General features: G+C 67.4%; 7 protein-coding genes. 6 read left to right on the top strand and 1 reads right to left on the bottom strand.

Going from position 1 to position 16,751, the window contains the following annotated elements:
* The first annotated feature begins 561 nt into the window (after positions 1-561).
* The 4 genes from FHU30_RS12995 (at position 562) to FHU30_RS12980 (ending at position 11,817) form a co-directional block, all read left to right on the top strand.
* Positions 562-7,170 carry a polymorphic toxin-type HINT domain-containing protein gene (locus tag FHU30_RS12995; RefSeq protein WP_253875274.1) on the top strand — a complete coding sequence of 2,203 codons (6,609 nt, stop codon included), beginning with the start codon at positions 562-564 and terminating at the stop codon, positions 7,168-7,170.
* 24 nt (positions 7,171-7,194) lie between these two features.
* A complete protein-coding gene (locus FHU30_RS12990; RefSeq protein WP_253875272.1) occupies positions 7,195-7,812 on the top strand; it encodes a hypothetical protein in 618 nt (205 codons plus the stop codon).
* Between the two features lie 685 nt (positions 7,813-8,497).
* A complete protein-coding gene (locus tag FHU30_RS12985; protein ID WP_253875269.1) occupies positions 8,498-9,487 on the top strand; it encodes a family 43 glycosylhydrolase in 990 nt (329 codons plus the stop codon).
* Between the two features lie 230 nt (positions 9,488-9,717).
* The gene (locus FHU30_RS12980; RefSeq protein ID WP_253875267.1) at positions 9,718-11,817 is read left to right on the top strand and encodes a hypothetical protein; all 2,100 of its coding nucleotides are present in this window, start codon (positions 9,718-9,720) and stop codon (positions 11,815-11,817) included.
* Here FHU30_RS12980 and FHU30_RS12975 read toward each other — a convergent pair.
* Positions 11,814-12,335, bottom strand: coding sequence for a CGNR zinc finger domain-containing protein (locus tag FHU30_RS12975; protein ID WP_253875265.1), 522 nt, complete (start codon positions 12,333-12,335; stop codon positions 11,814-11,816). The genes FHU30_RS12980 and FHU30_RS12975 overlap by 4 nt on opposite strands.
* 26 nt (positions 12,336-12,361) lie before the next feature.
* On the opposite strand from FHU30_RS12975, the gene FHU30_RS12970 reads away from it, so the two are divergent.
* Positions 12,362-13,627 (top strand): MFS transporter, encoded by a 1,266-nt coding sequence (locus FHU30_RS12970; protein ID WP_253875263.1) that lies wholly within the window; start codon positions 12,362-12,364, stop codon positions 13,625-13,627.
* 10 nt (positions 13,628-13,637) lie between these two features.
* Positions 13,638-16,721 carry a helicase HerA-like domain-containing protein gene (locus tag FHU30_RS12965; protein WP_253875261.1) on the top strand — a complete coding sequence of 1,028 codons (3,084 nt, stop codon included), beginning with the start codon at positions 13,638-13,640 and terminating at the stop codon, positions 16,719-16,721.
* Positions 16,722-16,751: the final 30 nt, after the last annotated feature.

Raw genomic sequence — 16,751 nt, 5'->3', positions numbered from 1 at the left:
GTCGTCAATGCGAGCCGTGGTCTGAGAGCGATCGCTCTCCCTTGTTTCTGCTGGTAGAAGCTGTGACAAGTCCGCCCAGAAAACTCTGGACGGAGCATGGAGGTAGTTGTGAAAGCACGTAGCGCTCGCATGGCGTTGACCCGGCGGGGTCGGGCGCACATGAGTGTTGCCGTGGGTGTCACGGCTGCCTTGGTCGCAGGCTTGGCCTCCCCGGTTTCCGCTCAAACAGCAGGACCAGGACGACACAGGTTCTCTGACGCCAAAGCCGTCAAGGGGCACAACCTCTCGGTCCGACCCCGCAAGGCGACCGACAAGAAGTTGACAGAACAGCCGCTTGGCCAACCGACCTGGCCTGCCGCAGGCAACGCCGAAGGCAAAGTCGCGGCTGCCGGCTCCTGGAATCGTGTTGGGAAGCTTCCGGTCTGGGTAACCGCTCCACACGCGGGTCGGCAACGGCGACTGGGGCTGCGTACTCAGGCCCAGGGGCAAGAGGCTGCGAAGCAGGTCAAGGTCCAGGTACTTGACCGTAGGCTCAGCAAACGCGCGGGTGTGGACGGTGTGATGTTCGCCGTCAGCCGTGTCGACCAGAACGCTCCAGGTGAACTGACCGTTGGTCTTGATTACTCGGACTTCGCTACTGCCTTCGGCGGGAACTACGCCTCACGTCTTCGTCTGGTGCAGTACCCGGCTTGTGTACTGACCACGCCTGAGCGGCCGGGCTGCCGTAAGGCCATCCCACTGGTCACCGACAACGATACCCAGCACCACACGCTCGTCACCGAAGTCCAAGCGAGTCCCGGGGCCGGCGACAGTCCTCCGGTGACTGCCCCCGGCACCTCGCCGACCACCCCTTCCACGAATGCTCCGTCTGCGCATCCTTCTGCGTCTGCGTCACCTAAAGCCAGTGCCACGGTCCGAGGGCGTGCTCTTTCGGGTGCATTGATCTCGAAGCGCACGACCGCTGTGACGGTGTCGGGTGCCACGGTGCTGGCCACCGAGGCCGGCGGGGGAGGGGAGAACGGCGACTACAAGGTGACGTCACTGTCGCCGTCTGCGACGTGGAATGTCGCGACGAACACCGGTGAGTTCACCTGGTCCTATCCGATGAAGGTGCCTCCGGTTCCCGGAGGACGGCAGCCTACGGTGGGCCTGAACTACTCCTCGGGAGCAGTTGACGGACGCACGTCTGGAAGTGGTGCGCAGTCCGGGTGGGTCGGTGAAGGGTTCGACCTCTGGTCCGGCTACATCGAGCGCCGCTACAAGTCCTGCGAGGACGACGAGGCGCCCAAGGATGACAACGGCAACTACCCCGGCGATCAGTGCTGGGGCTACGACAACGCCTCCATCACCTGGAATGGCCATGGCGGCGAACTCATCCCCGACGGCAACGGCAAATGGCACCTGAAGAACGATGACGGCACCCGCATCGAGCGGTTGACCGACGCGAACGTCGACAACGGTGACAACGACAATGAGTACTGGAAGGTCACCACTACCGACGGCACCTCCTACTACTTCGGCTCCAACAAGGGGGCCGATGGTAAGAAGCCCGCAACCAACGCGACCTGGACCGTCCCGGTGTTCGGCGACGACAAGGACGAGCCCTGCCACGGCGCCACGTTCGCCGACTCCTGGTGCCAGCAGGCGTGGCGATGGAACCTGGACTACGTCGTCGATCCAAACGGCAACGCGATCACGTATTACTACGACACCGAGACCAACTACTACGGCCGAAACCTCAAGGCCGAGGACGAGACGCCCTACATCCGCGGTGGGGTACTCAACCGCATCGAGTACGGCCTGCGCTCCGACAACCTGACTGCCGCCGCTCCGGCTCGCGTGGTGTTCGGTAGCAAGGAACGTTGTCTGGACAGCGATGTCAACTGCGACCCGGACAAGATCGCGGACAACCAGAACCTTTGGCCTGATGTTCCGTGGGACCTCAACTGCAAGAAGGACACTGAGTGCAAGGACTTCCACGGAATCTCATCCCCGACGTTCTGGACGCGTAAGCGCCTGGACACCGTGACCACGCAGATCCTCAAGGCTGACGGGACCTGGCGTGGTGTCGACTCGTGGGCGCTGACCTACAAGTGGGGTACAGCCGACTACGACCGCGCGTTGCTCCCGATTTCCATCCAGCACACCGGCTTGGCCGCCACGACGCCCATCCCACTCCCGAAGACCACACTCGATTACGAGGAGCGAAACAACCGCGTCCGCGCTGGGGACACCGGCGGCCTGATGAAGTACCGGCTTGACTATGTCGCGGACGAGTACGGCAGCGAGATTTCAGTCGACTACAGCACGGCCCAATGCACTCCGACCACACTTCCGAGTCCGGAGAGCAACACCAAGCGTTGCTTCCCGGTCTACTGGTCTTACGCGGGCTCAATCGATCCCAAGCTCGACTGGTTCAACAAGTACGTCATCAACAACGTGATCGTCCGGGACCGGACGGGCCGGACCCCGGACATGGTGACGAAGTACGTCTACGACGAGGACGGAGGGGCGGCCTGGCATTTCGACGACGATGACGGGCTGATCAAGCAGAAGTACAAGTCCTGGAGCCAGTGGCGCGGGTACTCCAAGGTCAGCGTCCTGACCGGCTCGGACCTGGTGAACGATCTGGCATCCCAGACGGATCACTACTACCTGCGTGGCATGGACGGCGATCGCGTCTCGGCCAGCGACCCCAAGATGACCCGCGGTGTCCTCGTAGATGACGGCAACGGCGGCACCGTCCGGGACGATGACGCCTTCACCGGTCAGGAACTCCGTACTGTTCGGCTGAGCAAGCCAGGCGGCAGCGTTGTCGACTGGAAGCAGAACATCCCGCGCAAGTTCGAGACCGCGTCCCGAACCCGGCCCTGGGGAACGACCACCGCCAACTTTGTGGGCACCGAGTACGCCCGCACGTTTACTCCGACCGGACCGGGTGCTTGGCGCAAGTCCGAAACCCGGACCGACTACGACCCGGGCACCGGCCGCCAGAACTGGGTGTCCGACCTGGGAGGCCCGGGCACGAATGATGATCGCTGCGTTCGCTACACCTATGCCGACAACATCACGGCCTGGGTGCGGAACCTGGTCGCCGAGAAGGAAGTGCTGAGCGGGTCCTGCGACCGAACAGATGTAGACCGTACGAAGGACGTATTGTCGGCTGCTCGCACGTACTACGACGGTTCGGCCACCGCCCCCAAGAGCGATTTCAAGTCGGTGAGCCGCGGGCGGCTGACCTATTCCGAACGCCTGGTCTCTCATGCAGCCGCCGACGGTTCGGAGCCGACGTACCAGAAAGTGTCGGCAGTCACGGGCTTCGACGACTTCGGCCGTGCCACCAAGGTCGAAGGCGCTGACGGCAACGCGACCACGACCGTCTACACGCAGACCGGTCCCACGGGCAGCCCGGGACTGACCAACAAGGTCACCGTTACCAAGCCCCCGGTGAAGAAGGATGACGGCAGCAGCCTCCAGTTGACGTCGTCGGTCACCATGGACCCTGCTTGGGCGAAGCCCATAGTCAACAATGACGAATCGGGTGGCAAGACCGAGGTCTTTTACAACGCGCTAGGACAGACCACTCAGGTGTGGTTGCCCGACCGGAGCCGTGCGGCTGGCCAGAAGCCCAGCATGGAATTCACCTATCAGGTCGCAGAGGGCCTGCCCGTGGTCACCGGCGCGCGAAAGGCCACCAACGCCGGAGCGATGGGTCCCTGGACGTACCAGATCCTCGACGGCCTCCTGCGCACTCGCCAAGTCCAAGCGCCCGGACAGAACGGTGGTCGGATCATCACCGACACCATGTACGACGGGCGCGGCCAGGTTAGTTGGGTCTACAACGCGTTCTACAACGACCAGTCCGGCCCTGCGCCGGCGCTATTCGGCCCCGATATGCAGGGCTTGGTGCACAGCCAAACCCGTTACAGCTACGACGGAGTAGGCCGCAAGACCCGAGAAGCTTTGCTCCCCGGGGCCGGTGACGGCACAGAAGTGTTCGCCACCAGCTACGCATATGGCAGTGATTCCAACGGGGACTGGGTCACCACGACGCCCCCCGACGGAGGTACTCCCACCACCGCCTACGCGGACGCCCGCGGACGCAACATCGAGACCCGCCAGCAGAGCTCGGCTTCGGGCGGATTCATCACAACCCACTACTCCTACGACGCCGCCGACAGGGTGACGAAGATCGTCGGCCCTGCCGGCAAGACCTGGGAGAACCACTACGACCAGCGTGGCCGCCTGACCTCGTCCAGCGACCCGGACAAGGGCACCAGCACCTTCACCTACGACGACTTCGACCATGTGATCTCCGCCGCGGACGCTCGGGGCAGCGCCGGCAAGACCTTCACCGATTACGACGTCCTAGGTCGCAAGCTGCGCGTCTATGCGGCCGACAGTGACGGAAACAAGGGCGACCTAGTGGCTCTGTGGGGTTACGACACGGTCCGGCCCGGACTCCTGACCTTCGCCTCCCGTATGGCCAAGGGGGCCGACGGCAAGACCTACGAGTACAAGTCCCGCATCGACAGCTACGACGCTGCCAGTCGTCCGAAGCAGACCAGCCTGATCATTCCGGACGGCGCCGAGGGCAAGGGCATTGACGGCACCTACTCGTTCACCACTGCCTACAACCCAGACGGCACCGTCCAGTCCGCCGGGCTCCCCGCGGCGGGCGACCTTCCCGCCGAAGTCGTCACCACCACTTACGACGACTTCCAGCGACCCGTGAAACTGACCGGGCTGTCCAGCTACGTCACTGGCACCAGCTACAACAACATCAGCCAGCTCAGCGGTTACCTCTTGGCCGCTGGCGGCAAGCAGGTCGACGTCGCTTTCGACTACGATGCAGCCACTGGACGGCTGACGCGCTCGGTGGCGAGCCGTGAAGGAGTCGACGGCTACGACCGAGACGCCACCTACGCCTACAACCCGGTTGGCACCATCAGCCGCGTAACCGATGTAACCGGAGCGACCAGCACCGGTGGCGTCACTACCGAGTCGCAGTGTTTCCAGTACGACTACCAGCAGCGTCTGACCAACGCCTGGACACAGAACACCACGTCCTGCGCGGCCGACCCGTCCACGGCCGAAATCACTGGCCCCGACGCTTACCGCAAGCGCTTCTCCTACACAGAGGACGGCAACCGGACCAAGGAAGAGACGTGGGCAGGCGGGCCTAATGGCGGCCTCTGGCGATGGAACCGCGACTACCGCTATGCCGGCGACACAGGCGTGGACAACTCCTTCACCGGACACCAACTCGCCGGCTACACGCAGCAGGTCGACGGCACCAACGGCGGCCAAACCAAGACTTACGGCTACACCTACGACGCTGCCGGCAACACCACGCAACGTACCGAGGGCGCTAGCACCCTCAAGTACACCTGGGACAGCACTGGCGAGATCAGTCAGAGTGACGACACCGCGACCGGTAAGAACACCTTCGTCTACGACGCCGAGGGTAACCGCCTGATCCGCCGCGACTCCACCGGCACCACTCTGTACACGGCCGGAATGGAAGTCCACCTGGCCAACGGCACCACCACCGCGACCCGCTACTACGGTCACGCCGGCCAGACCGTTGCGATGCGTACCTCCGCAGGCGTCACCTTCCTGATCAACGACCAGCACAACACCGCCGAACTGACCATCGACGCCAACAACCTCTCGAAGGTCAGCCGCCGTCGATACACCCCCTTCGGCGAAGAACGCGGCACGCCCGCCTTCCCGTGGCCGACCACCATGGACAGGGGCTTCGTCGGCGGTACGAAGGACAACACCGGCCTCACCCACCTAGGCGCGCGAGAGTACGACCCGGCCACAGGCCGCTTCATCTCCCCGGACCCCGTGTTCGACGGCAAGGACCCGCAGTCCTGGAACAACTACGCCTACGCGGACAACAGTCCGATCACCCAATCAGATGGCAGCGGTCTGGTTTGTCGACGGGTAAACGGCGACTACGACTGCAATAACGGTGATGGAGTGGACCGACGTCCCAGGCCCAACAACGAGGCCGGGCACGACGTTTACGACAACAACGGGAACTATCTCACCGGAACCCAGCCCAGCCCCCCAAACAACACGGTCGGATGGGCGGGTCTCATTCCGATTCCCCCAGTTGTAAAGCCGGAGGTGTTCAAACAGCAGTACTGGGATGTCTACCAGCGCCGCTTCGATGGCCGACTCACCGACGCGATGCCCTCAGCGCAGCCAGAACGAGACTTGGCAGCCGCTGTTGACGCCTGTCAGATGATCAAATCGTGCAGCAACAGCCCATGGATGTTCCGATTCAGGCAGGCATGGCTTATGGCAATCGGTCCCGATCTAATTGCCGGTGGACTTGGTGGCGAAAGTCGTGCAGTCAAGGCTCTTGCCCAAAGGTTGGGGGTGCGTGTCGGGGGCAGTATGTTGAAGCGCGGAATCCTCAAAGCCATGCTCCGCGGCTGCGGTGGTAACAGCTTTGTTGCGGGTACTCGAGTACTCATGGCTGATGGGTCCCGTAAGAAAATTGATCAAATTCGAGTCGGTGACAAAATCGTCGCCACGGATCCCAAGACCGGAAAGACGCGCCCGCAAACGGTTCTCGCTGCTTTTAGTGGAACTCGTTATGAGCGTCTGGTGAAGATCGAGGTAGGCGGAAAGGAGGGAATAAAGGATCGATCGGGGATTATTCTGGCCACTGAGCATCACTTGTTCTGGAAGTCGCAGGCCCATCAATGGACTAGGGCAGAAAGTCTCCAGCGCGGTGATATACTCCGCATGGCGAACGGTGTCGGCGCAATTGTTCGGTCTGTGGATATGCAGGACATCCACCCGCGCGTTTACGATCTCACTATTGCGATCGACCACACCTTCTACGTGCTCGCTGGCAACACCCCGGTCCTCGTCCACAACGCTGACTCGGACCTGCCGGACAGGATCAGGGAAGCGATCGAGAATAGCACCTACACACCGCGCCTGAACCCTGATGGAACGCCCGATATCTTTGAGATCCGCAAAGGTACGCCGGGAGCTATCGCACGTAAGTGGGGAGGTTCGCAGATTTACGATGTACCCGGAGGCGGTAACAGCTACCGAATCATGGTGAACAAGTATGGCGATATTGGCTGGATCTCCGGGCACAACTACGGAAAGATCAATATCTACAAGCCCCCGACATGCTGACAGGTCCTATAGGTGGAGTTCCTTATGGCGGATGACCCTGATGCCCTCAGCGAGCAAGCGCTCGCGGAGGGCCTTCGGGCGGCTGGTTTCCAGTTGCTTGAGCTTCGATATGAGGGTGCTTCGATTCCGATCCAAGCTGCTTGGGCAGCCACCACCTGCCAGCCTGGAGAGGGCGGTAGGTGTGATGTGATTTACGATCTCGACTCTCTCGACCTTGTTGGCCAACTGAACTCCACGTGGAGTCGGGTGGTGACAGAGGTTGGCCTCTTGGATGGCAACGGACGGTTCCTGCTTTCCGTTATCTCCAGCAACTCTGGCTTGCCGGAGCCTCATTGGGCTCTTGTTTGTGTGCGAGAGGATTCCGATATCGCAGGAATTGGGGCGTCCTATGGCATCTTCGGGTTTCGCCCCGGCTACATCGAGTTTGCAGCGGCATCTCTCGATGGACGAGCCATAGTTAGGGGTACTCTTTGGCAATCAACTGCTGGGATTCTTGCCATTAGTGACGCTCGTGGTTCTATTCGTTTGCGGGAATACGTTCGTGGTCTTTCAGAGCGGGGCGTGCTGCCCGCTGACGAGGATTTGCGTGCTCAAATATGGCTGGCAACAGAGGAAGGCAGCAGTGGCAGCCAGTCCCTCTGACAGTCACCCAGAGTGCTGAAAGTGCTCTCTTGTTCGCCTGCGTTGCCGTCAGTGTTGCCGTCAAACCGACGTGTGGGAGCGAAGCCCGCGATTCGCGCCATCCTCGGGCGTCGGTGTGCCCGCGTGAATCCAGATAGCCCAGCTGCCAGATGCACGTCGATTCCTTGGAGCCGGACGGGCTGCCGGGCCGGAGGCAGGAGGCGTGCCCGTCCTGGGCGGGCGTAGCCCACGGCGCGCCGGAGGCGTGCTCTTGATACTTGTAGAGAAAGTTTCAGCCAGCTTGTGTCAGGTGTGCGGTTCCTGGCTCTTGGTGTCCCTGCGCTTCGGCTGGTCCCGTTTGGCACGGCGTTCGGGGCGGCGGCGAACCGTTCGTTGCCTGGCCAGCCGACTGGCGCTGCGGTGCCGCCGATGCAACTTGTTGCCTTTGCCTACACGGTGTGGTACGAGCGCGGCTGGTGTTCGACGGTAAGGTCCCGTCGATCAACCCGCTGACCGGATGCTGGCTGCCGCCAGGGGGACGTTCCTGCCCATGGTGGCGGACTTCGGGTTATTCGGACGTCCTCGACGGGGTGTGCCCCGACGACCTTCATTGTACCTCTAGAGGGAGTGAACTTCGCTAACTTTCCTGACTCGTTCGTGACGTCCGTTGTCGATGCTCTGGTCGTGGGTGGTGGGGTAGCGGTTTATGGCTGAGCTGCGCCGGAATGCCATGCGGCCGATGCGGATTCCCGCGTCGTCCTCGGCGCGGACGTTTCGGAATCCGATCGGGCGGGGTGGGGATCCGACGGTGTTCACGGCCGGGCGGTCGTACTACCTGACGCTCACCGACGATGGCGATCTCGGGCACGTGAACATGTGGAAGGCCGCCAGCCTCGGCAAGCTCGCCTCGGCGCGGAAGCGGACGGTGTTCACGCCGCCGGCGCCCGACAACAAGGAGATCTGGCGGCCGCGCGTGTACCGGGTGGGCGGTAAGTGGTACTTGCTCTACACGGCGACAGACCGGGCGGGGGCGCCGCATCGGTTGCACATTGCTGTGGCGGGGGCGCCAGATGGGCCTTACCGGCATCTGGCTTTGTTGCGGCCGGGCGGGCATCGGGGGAACGAGATCGATCCCGTGCTGATGTTTCACAACGGGCGGACGTATCTGGCGTTCGTCGGGGCGGTTCCGGATACGGCGAACGGGTTGTTCCTGGCGCCGTTGAGCCGGCTGACCAAGGTCGGTAAGGCGGTGCGGATTCCGGCTTCGGGTGGGACGGACGGGCGGTGTCCGAAGATCCGTGAGGCGCCCGGATTCCTGTACCGGAACGGGCGTACGTGGATGGTCTATTCGGCCTGCAACGCTCGGACGCCCGACTACCGGCTGATGGTCGAGAGCGTTGCCGCGAAGACGAATCCGCTGGTCACGCGCAACTGGAGGCAGGTGAAGGCGCCCGTGTTCCAGCGGCGGGACGCGGCGCGGGTGTTCGGGCCGGGGTCGGCGTCGTTCTTCCGGTCGCCGGACGGGCGGCAGGACTGGATCGTGTATCACGCCAAGGATTTCAGCGGCGACGCGTTCGTCCCGCGGACGGTCCGGACGCAGCGGTTCGGGTGGGCTAAGGACGGCTCGCCGGCGTTCGGTGTGCCGGTCGCGCTGGGGCAGTCGCTCGCGCTTCCCTCGGGTGACCCGGGTCGCTGATTACGGGGGTTAGGTGGCCGGATGTGGCCAAGTCGCTGGGGAGTATGGGTGATCTTTGGTGCAGGTGAACCCGGTGACCGAATTGGAGGTTCAAGTCGGTCATCAGGGTTCGTGTTCGGTTGAACGGCGCGCGCGGGGCAGGGTAGGTCTTTACTCTGGGCGGGGAGGATCCTCAGCCGAGGCCGCCGCCCTGATGTGCCCGCACCGTCCGTAACCAGGGGTCTGCCGACGTGACCGAACTGCCGAGCGGTTCCGCGAGGGCGCGGATGGTCCAGGCCGACCGGCTGTACGTCGGGTGGCGGTACGCGCAGGTCCACCAGGACCCGGGACCGCCGCCGAGCGAGCCGGAGCCGGCGCGTCAGGAGGGCGGGCGGGCCGCCTACGCCGCCTCGCGGGAGCTGAGCGCCGAGCATCTGGCCGGACGGCCGCTGCAGATCGCGGCGGCCGGCGGCGGGGCGTTCGCGGCGCTGATCATGCTGTGCGCGATCTTCGGGATGCTGCCCTGGGCGTTCGCCGGAACGGGGCTCGTCGCGTGCGCGGTCGTTCTCGGGATTACCGGGACGCCGTTGTGGCGTAGCCAGCAGCACGCGCGGGCGCGGGCCGAGGCCGAAGCTGAGCGGGTTGAGCGGGAGCGGGCAGCCAGGGAGCGTGAGCGGCTTGAAGTCGTGCGCGCGCACGAGGACGCCCGGAAGGACTGGGAGCGGAAGCGGTCCGCCTACGAGGCGCAGCGCGAGTGGTATCCCGTTGCGGTTCCTTATGGGGTTGACCGCGTCGATGTCGTCGGCGGGACGCTGGCGGGGTGGACGGCCGCCGTGACGACGATGGGCGCGGCGCGGCTCGCGGTCGGCGCGCGGGTGACCGTTATCGATCTTTCGGAAGGCGCGGTCGCTCGGGATCTGCTCCGGGTTGCGGCGCAGCGCGGGGACGATCCGCTGGTTTGGGTCCTGCCGGGTGATTTGCCGCGGCTGGATGCGACGCGTGGTCTGGGGCCCGAGGCGCTTGCCGATGTTCTCTCGCTGGTCGTGAGTGCGGGGGAAGAAGAAGGCGGGACGCAGGATCTCTCGTTCGACAACTCGATTCTTGAGCGGATTCTCGAAGTGCTCGGGCCGGGAGCGACCATTCCGCGCATCACGGCCGCGCTCCGGGTGCTCGCGCAGGTCGGCGATCCGAGGGATGACCTGCGGCGCGGGCTGCTGACCGATGACGAGCTGGCGAGGGTCGCGTCCATGTTCGGACGGGACGCGACGGACCGGATCGTCGTCCGGCGGGCGTGGGCGCTGGAAGCGCAGCTCAGGAAGCTGGAGCGACTCGCGACCGAGCCCGTCCACCTGCCGCCGTCCCGGTTGCACGTGATCTCGATGGACCGGCGCGCCGGCGTCCTCACCAACCGGATCCTCGGGACGTACGTCGCGACCGCGCTGACGCACCGGGTGCGCGAAGCGCCGCCGTCCGGACGCTGGGACCACACGCTGTTCCTCTGCGGCGCCGAGAAGCTGCGCGGGGACGTGCTCGACCGGCTCATTGACGCCTGCGAGGCCACGGGCACGGGGCTTGTCCTGATGTATCGCTCCATAGCCCCTCACGTGCGGGAACGTCTCGGACGTCGAGGCCATGCCGCGGTCGGGTTCATGCGCCTCGGCAACACCGAGGACGCGCGCGTCGCCGCCGAGCACATCGGCGCCGGTCAGCCGCTTCTCGTCGCCGAGATCACCGACGTCGTAGGGGAGAACCTCCTCGATACGGCGGACGGCTATGCCAGCACGGTCGCGTTCGCGCGGAGGCGAGGCGACGACCTCAACGATCCGGTCTGGACGCCGCTGCCCGAGCCCGCCGCCGACGACTCCGTCCTGGTCGAGCAGATCAGCACCGCCACGACCTGGGGCCAAAGCCTGCTCGGCACACCCGAAGGCAAGCAGAGCCATCGCGAACTCGTCGTCGAGCCGGGACAACTCCAGGAGCTTCCCCCAACGGCGATGGTCTTCACCCACGCCGGCGGAACAGGCCGGCGAACACTCCTGGTGGACGCCAACCCCGGCATCATCACGCTGCCGACCGCGCACACCATGGAGTTCGAGGAGTACCTGCGCGAGCAGCAGTCCCTCCCCGAGGCCGACGAACGAACCCTGCCGGACGACCCGGCCGACGACCCGCCGCTCGCCGCTCCGGTCATCCAGGCCGACCTGGACGACGCGCGCGAGGCCCTCGCCGAACTCGGCTCGTCCGGACGCGTCCCGCGCCAATCGCGAGGACGGCACGCTCAGGCCAGCGGCCAGTGGCGCATCGTCCCGCCCCTCCGCTCCACCGGACGGCACGCCGCCGACGACGACTAGCGCGCGGCCTTCGCGCGGTGGCGGCGGACGGCGTCCCGGTTGGCGCAGGGATGCGAGCAGTAGCGCTGGCGGCCCGTCCGGGACGTGTCGGCGAAGATCGCCGAGCAGTCGGAGACCGCGCAGCGGCGGAGGCGGTGCATGCCGCGCCCGGACAGGTGCAGGGCGGTGCCGACGAAGATCAGGGCGGGCAGGACGCGGCCGAGCGGCTGGGTGTCGTCGCGGTAGTGCAGGTGCCAGCCGGAGTGCGCGTGGTCGGTCAGGCGCGGGTAGGCGGCGGCGTCGGCGAGGCAGCGGTTGACGAGGGCGGCGCGCTCGCGCTCGTCGGACGCATCGACGGCCTTCTCCCAGGCGTCCAGGGCGGCAAGCACCGGAGGCAGGTCGGACGACGTGACCGGGGCCTCTACGACGAGCCCGGCGGTGCGGCACCGGTCGGCCAGTTCCTCGGCGGATGACGGCCGCCGGTTGGCGAGGTCGGCGGCCAGGTTCACCGCGTCGGCGCCGTAAGGGTTGAGGTGCACAAGGTCATTACATCAGCCTGAGGTGCATGTCACAACGGGTTGGTGCGCGGGCGGGGTACCGGTGGGCCGTTCTCGGGATCGCGACGTTCACGCAGGCGGCGTCGTGCTTCTTCACGGCGGGCGTCGAGGCGATGGGCGTCCAGCTCAAGGACGATCTGGATCTGACGACCGCGCAGCTCGGGTTGCTGCTGTCGGCGGCGCAGATCGTCCCGCTGATCGGGTTGCTCGTTGCCGGGGAGCTGCTCGACCGGCATAACGAGCGGTGGGTGGTCGGGATCGGCGGGCTGCTGATCGGCGGCGCGCTGCTGGCCGGCAGCGGGGTTCAGGGGTACGTGCCGTTGCTGGTCGTGCTGCTGGTGGTGGGGGCCGGGTACAGCACGGCTCAGCCGGGCGGGAGCAAGTCGGTCGCGGCGTGGTTCGAGCCGTCCCAGCGAGGGTTCGCGATGGGGATCCGGCAGGCGGGGTTGCCGCTCGGCGGGGCGATCGCGGCGGCGTCGCTGCCTTGGATCGGCGCGCGGTACGGGCTGAGCGCGACTCTCGTGACGGGCGGCATTGTCGCGCTGGTCGGAGCGGCGGTGTTCATGGGGCTCTACCGGCAGCCGCCCGAGGGCAACGCCGCGCCGAGGCAGGCGATCAAGCTCAGGGATCGGGTCGCGATGATGCGCGAGCCGGTCATGCTGAAGATCGTCCTGTCCGGGACGGCGCTGATCTCGGTGCAGGTGTCGCTGGACCTGCTGATCGTCCTGCACCTGCACGAGCGTGCGTCGTTCAGCGCCGGGGCGGCGGCGCTCGCGCTGGTCGGCGCGCAGTTCGCCGGTGCGGCCGGACGCGTCGGGCTCGCCGCCGCCAGCGACCGGACGAGGGCGGGACGGTATGTCACCGTCATGGTCTGCATGGCGGCCGTGGTCGCCGGGACGGCCGTGCTGACGACGCCGCTCGGGCGGGATCCGGTCGCCGCCTGCCTGATTTTCGGCTGGCTCGGTTTCTTCGGTTTCGGGTGGTACGGGCCGTGGGTCGCGTATGTCGCCGAGTCCGCGCCGCCGGACCGGACGGGGTTCGCGCTCGGCCTCGCGATGGCCGCCAACCAGGTGTTCATCGTCGTGGTCCCGCCCGCGATCGGCCTGTTCAGGGACCTTGCGCACGGTTTCTCGCCGGTTTGGACGCTGCTCGCCGCGGTCACCGCCGTCGCCCTCGGCGTCACGGCGGTCGCCGAGAAGCGCGGGCGGCGCGCCACCCGTCCCCTGCATCACAGCAGTCCCGACGCGGTGGCGGTCGCGCCGAACGGGGAGTAAGCATGCACGGGTGACCTTCCCCCCGGGTACGCCGCCGCCGAGCTTCTCGTCCGGGCCCTCGCCGGACGAGTGGACGAACGTCCAATACCCAGGCCCGCCGCGCCAACCGCCGCAGCCGCAGCAGCGCCAGGCGCCCCACGAGCCGCCGCGCCAGCAGGCCCGCTACCAGGAGCCGTCGTCGCCGAAGGCGGCCTTGCCAGGGCCTTGGTACCGGATTCAGGCGATTCCGGCGCCCGAGCGTGGCGCGTCCGCTGAAGGGGACTTCGTGAGCGTCCTCCCGGCGGCGCTGTCGGCGGCGCGGCTCGGACGGCCGTTCGTCGTCGGGTGGCTGTCGCGTGGCGGGGGAGCGCCGCTCGAACTGGTCACGAACGCGGGCCCGGTCGGACCGGGGAGCGGGTTGCTGTTCCCGAGCGGCGCGCGCGGCGTCCAGGTCGGCGAGGAGTGGATGGAGCGGGCCGAGCGCATGGTCTGGACGCGCTGCCCCGGACGCCTCGCCCCGCCCGGCCAGCCGGCGGCAAGCGCCGGAACCGGCGCCGGATTGTTCGAGTCGACGCTGGTCACGCTGATGGAGCGGCCCTTCGGCTGGTTCGTCGTCGCCGATCCGTGCGACGACCGCCAGCTCGACGCCGAGATGCGCGAGCTGCACCACGAGCTGCGGATGCTGCGGCGCGGCGAGGACGAGCAGGCGCGGCTCGCCGTGGCCCGCGCCGACCGCCGCGTCGCCGAGCTGGACGCGTTCCGCGAGGCCGGACTGTGGCGGATCCGGGTGCTCGCGGGCGCGGCGTCCGAGGCGGAGCTGGCGCAGATCGCGCCCGTCCTGGTCGGGTCGCTGGAGATTGGCCACCATCCCTACCGGCTGCGTTCGGGCCACGGCAGCGGCGGTTTCGCCGAGATGCTCGCCCCGGACGCGGCGCCCGAGCGCGTCGGCGCCGCGCTCATGCCGGACGCCGAGCAGCGGTTCGGGTTCACCGCCACGGCGGGCGCGCTCGCCGCCCTCGCCGGGCTGCCGCGCCGCGAGGTCCCCGGCCTGCGCGTGCTCGACGCGGGCTACTTCGACGTGACGTCCGAAACCGGCGAGGACGGGACCGAAAAGGACGCGATCAGCCTCGGCGACATCCTGGACGGCCAGGACCGCGTCGTCGGGCGGTTCGCGGTGCCGCGCTCGACCGTCAACCGGCACGTGTTCGTCACCGGCGCGACCGGCGGCGGCAAGTCCCAGACCGTCCGGCACCTGCTGGAGCAGCTGACCCGCGCGGGCATCCCGTGGCTGGCGATCGAGCCCGCCAAGTCCGAGTACGCGGCGATGGCGGGCCGGATCGCCGACCTCGGCGCGAAGGTCACCGTGGTCAACCCGTCCGACCCGGGCGCGGTGCCGCTGTCGGTGAACCCGCTCGCGCCCGAGCCCGGCTACCCGGTGCAGGCGCACATCGACATGGTCCGCGCGCTGTTCCAGGCCGCGTTCGACGCCGAGGAGCCGTTCCCGCAGATCATGGCGCAGGCGCTCCAGCGCGTGTACGAGGCGTGCGGCTGGGACGTGGTGACCGGCGGCGGCGTGCCCGGATCGCTGATCGAGCCGACCGTCCCGACGCTGGAGCAGCTGCAGAACGCGGCGCTCCAGGTGATCCAGGACGTCGGGTACGGCCGCGAGCTGATGGCCGACGTGCAGGGCTTTGTGGACGTCCGGCTGCGCTCGCTGCGGATCGGCTCGGCCGGGCGGTTCTTCGAGGGCGGCCACCCGGCCGACATCGGCGGCCTGCTGCGCGACAACATCGTCCTCGCCATCGAGGACGTCGCGAACGACGAGGACAAGGCGTTCCTCATGGGCACGCTGATCATCCGGGTCGTCGAGCACCTGCGGATGCGCGCCCGCGAGCACGGCCCGGCGCAGGGCCTGCGGCACGTGATCGTGATCGAGGAGGCGCACCGGCTGCTGCGCAACCGCGGCCCGGAGCGGACGTCGTCGCACGCGGTCGAGCTGTTCGCCGGGCTGCTCGCGGAGATCCGCGCGTACGGCGAGGGGATCGTGGTCGCCGAGCAGATCCCGACCAAGCTCGTCCCGGACGTCATCAAGAACACCGCGCTGAAGGTCGTGCACCGGCTGCCCGCGTTCGACGACCGGCACGTGGTCGGCGCGGCGATGAACCTGGACGCCGACCAGTCCCGCGAGGTGGTGTCGCTGCGCCCGGGCGTCGCGGCGGTCTTCGCGGACGGCATGGACCGCCCGCTGCGGGTGCGCGTCCCGCTCGGCGAGGGCCGCGAGGAGGCGCGTCCCGGCCCGCCGCCGCCGGTGGACGGGCGGCGCTCGGCCGCGTGCGGCTGCGAGTGCCGCGCCGGACGCGCCTGCACCCTGTACGAGCTGCGCGAGGCCGACCTGCTCGCCGGGCACGCGGAGTGGACGTGGCTGCGGCTGTGGGGCGAGACGCTCGTCCTCGCGCACGTCGTGGACCGCCCGCTGCCCGCCGTCCCGGCCGAGCTGGGCCGCGCCTGGTCGCGCCTGGCGCCGAGGCTGCGCGAATGCACGCTCGCGACCGTCGTGGACCGCGCCGTGACCCGCCGCGCCCGTGCCCTCCGCACGGCGTTCCCGCCCGCCGACCTGACCGCGGCCGTCGCCACGGTCGCGACGGCGCTGCTGTCCGGCGCGAGCGACCAGGTGGGGGCGCGGCCCGGCGCGCAATGGGTCATCCCGCAGCTGCGCTGGCTGCACGAGCTGGACCGGCTGTTCCCGTACGGCGCGGGCGCCCCCGACAAGCACGCGCTCGCGCCGCCGCTCGACTACCGCCTGCCCGGCCTCCGGGACGTCCCGGACGCCCGCCTCGGCCACCGGCTGCGCGGCCTGCGCCGCCATCCGCTGTCGATGGAGCTGGCGTCCAACCGTCCGCTGGCGTTGCTCGCGCTCGCCGGCGAAGACGACCACGCCGCCTTCTACGCCGACCTCGCGCTCGTCGCGATCGGCATGGAGGAGCACGAGCAGATCGGGCACATCGCCGCCGCGATGCAGGTCGAACCGTGGCTGGAACCCGTCCTGAGCTGGCCGGACCGCTTCGTCGTCCCGTTCGAGGACCCGTCCGCCGGGCTGCCCTTCCTCACCGGCTGACGCTGCCGCGCGAAGGCTCCGGCTGCGCCC

Source organism: Actinomadura rupiterrae, assembly GCF_024172125.1.
Lineage (GTDB): Bacteria > Actinomycetota > Actinomycetes > Streptosporangiales > Streptosporangiaceae > Spirillospora > Spirillospora rupiterrae.
This window is presented reverse-complemented; position numbering and strand designations above follow the sequence as displayed.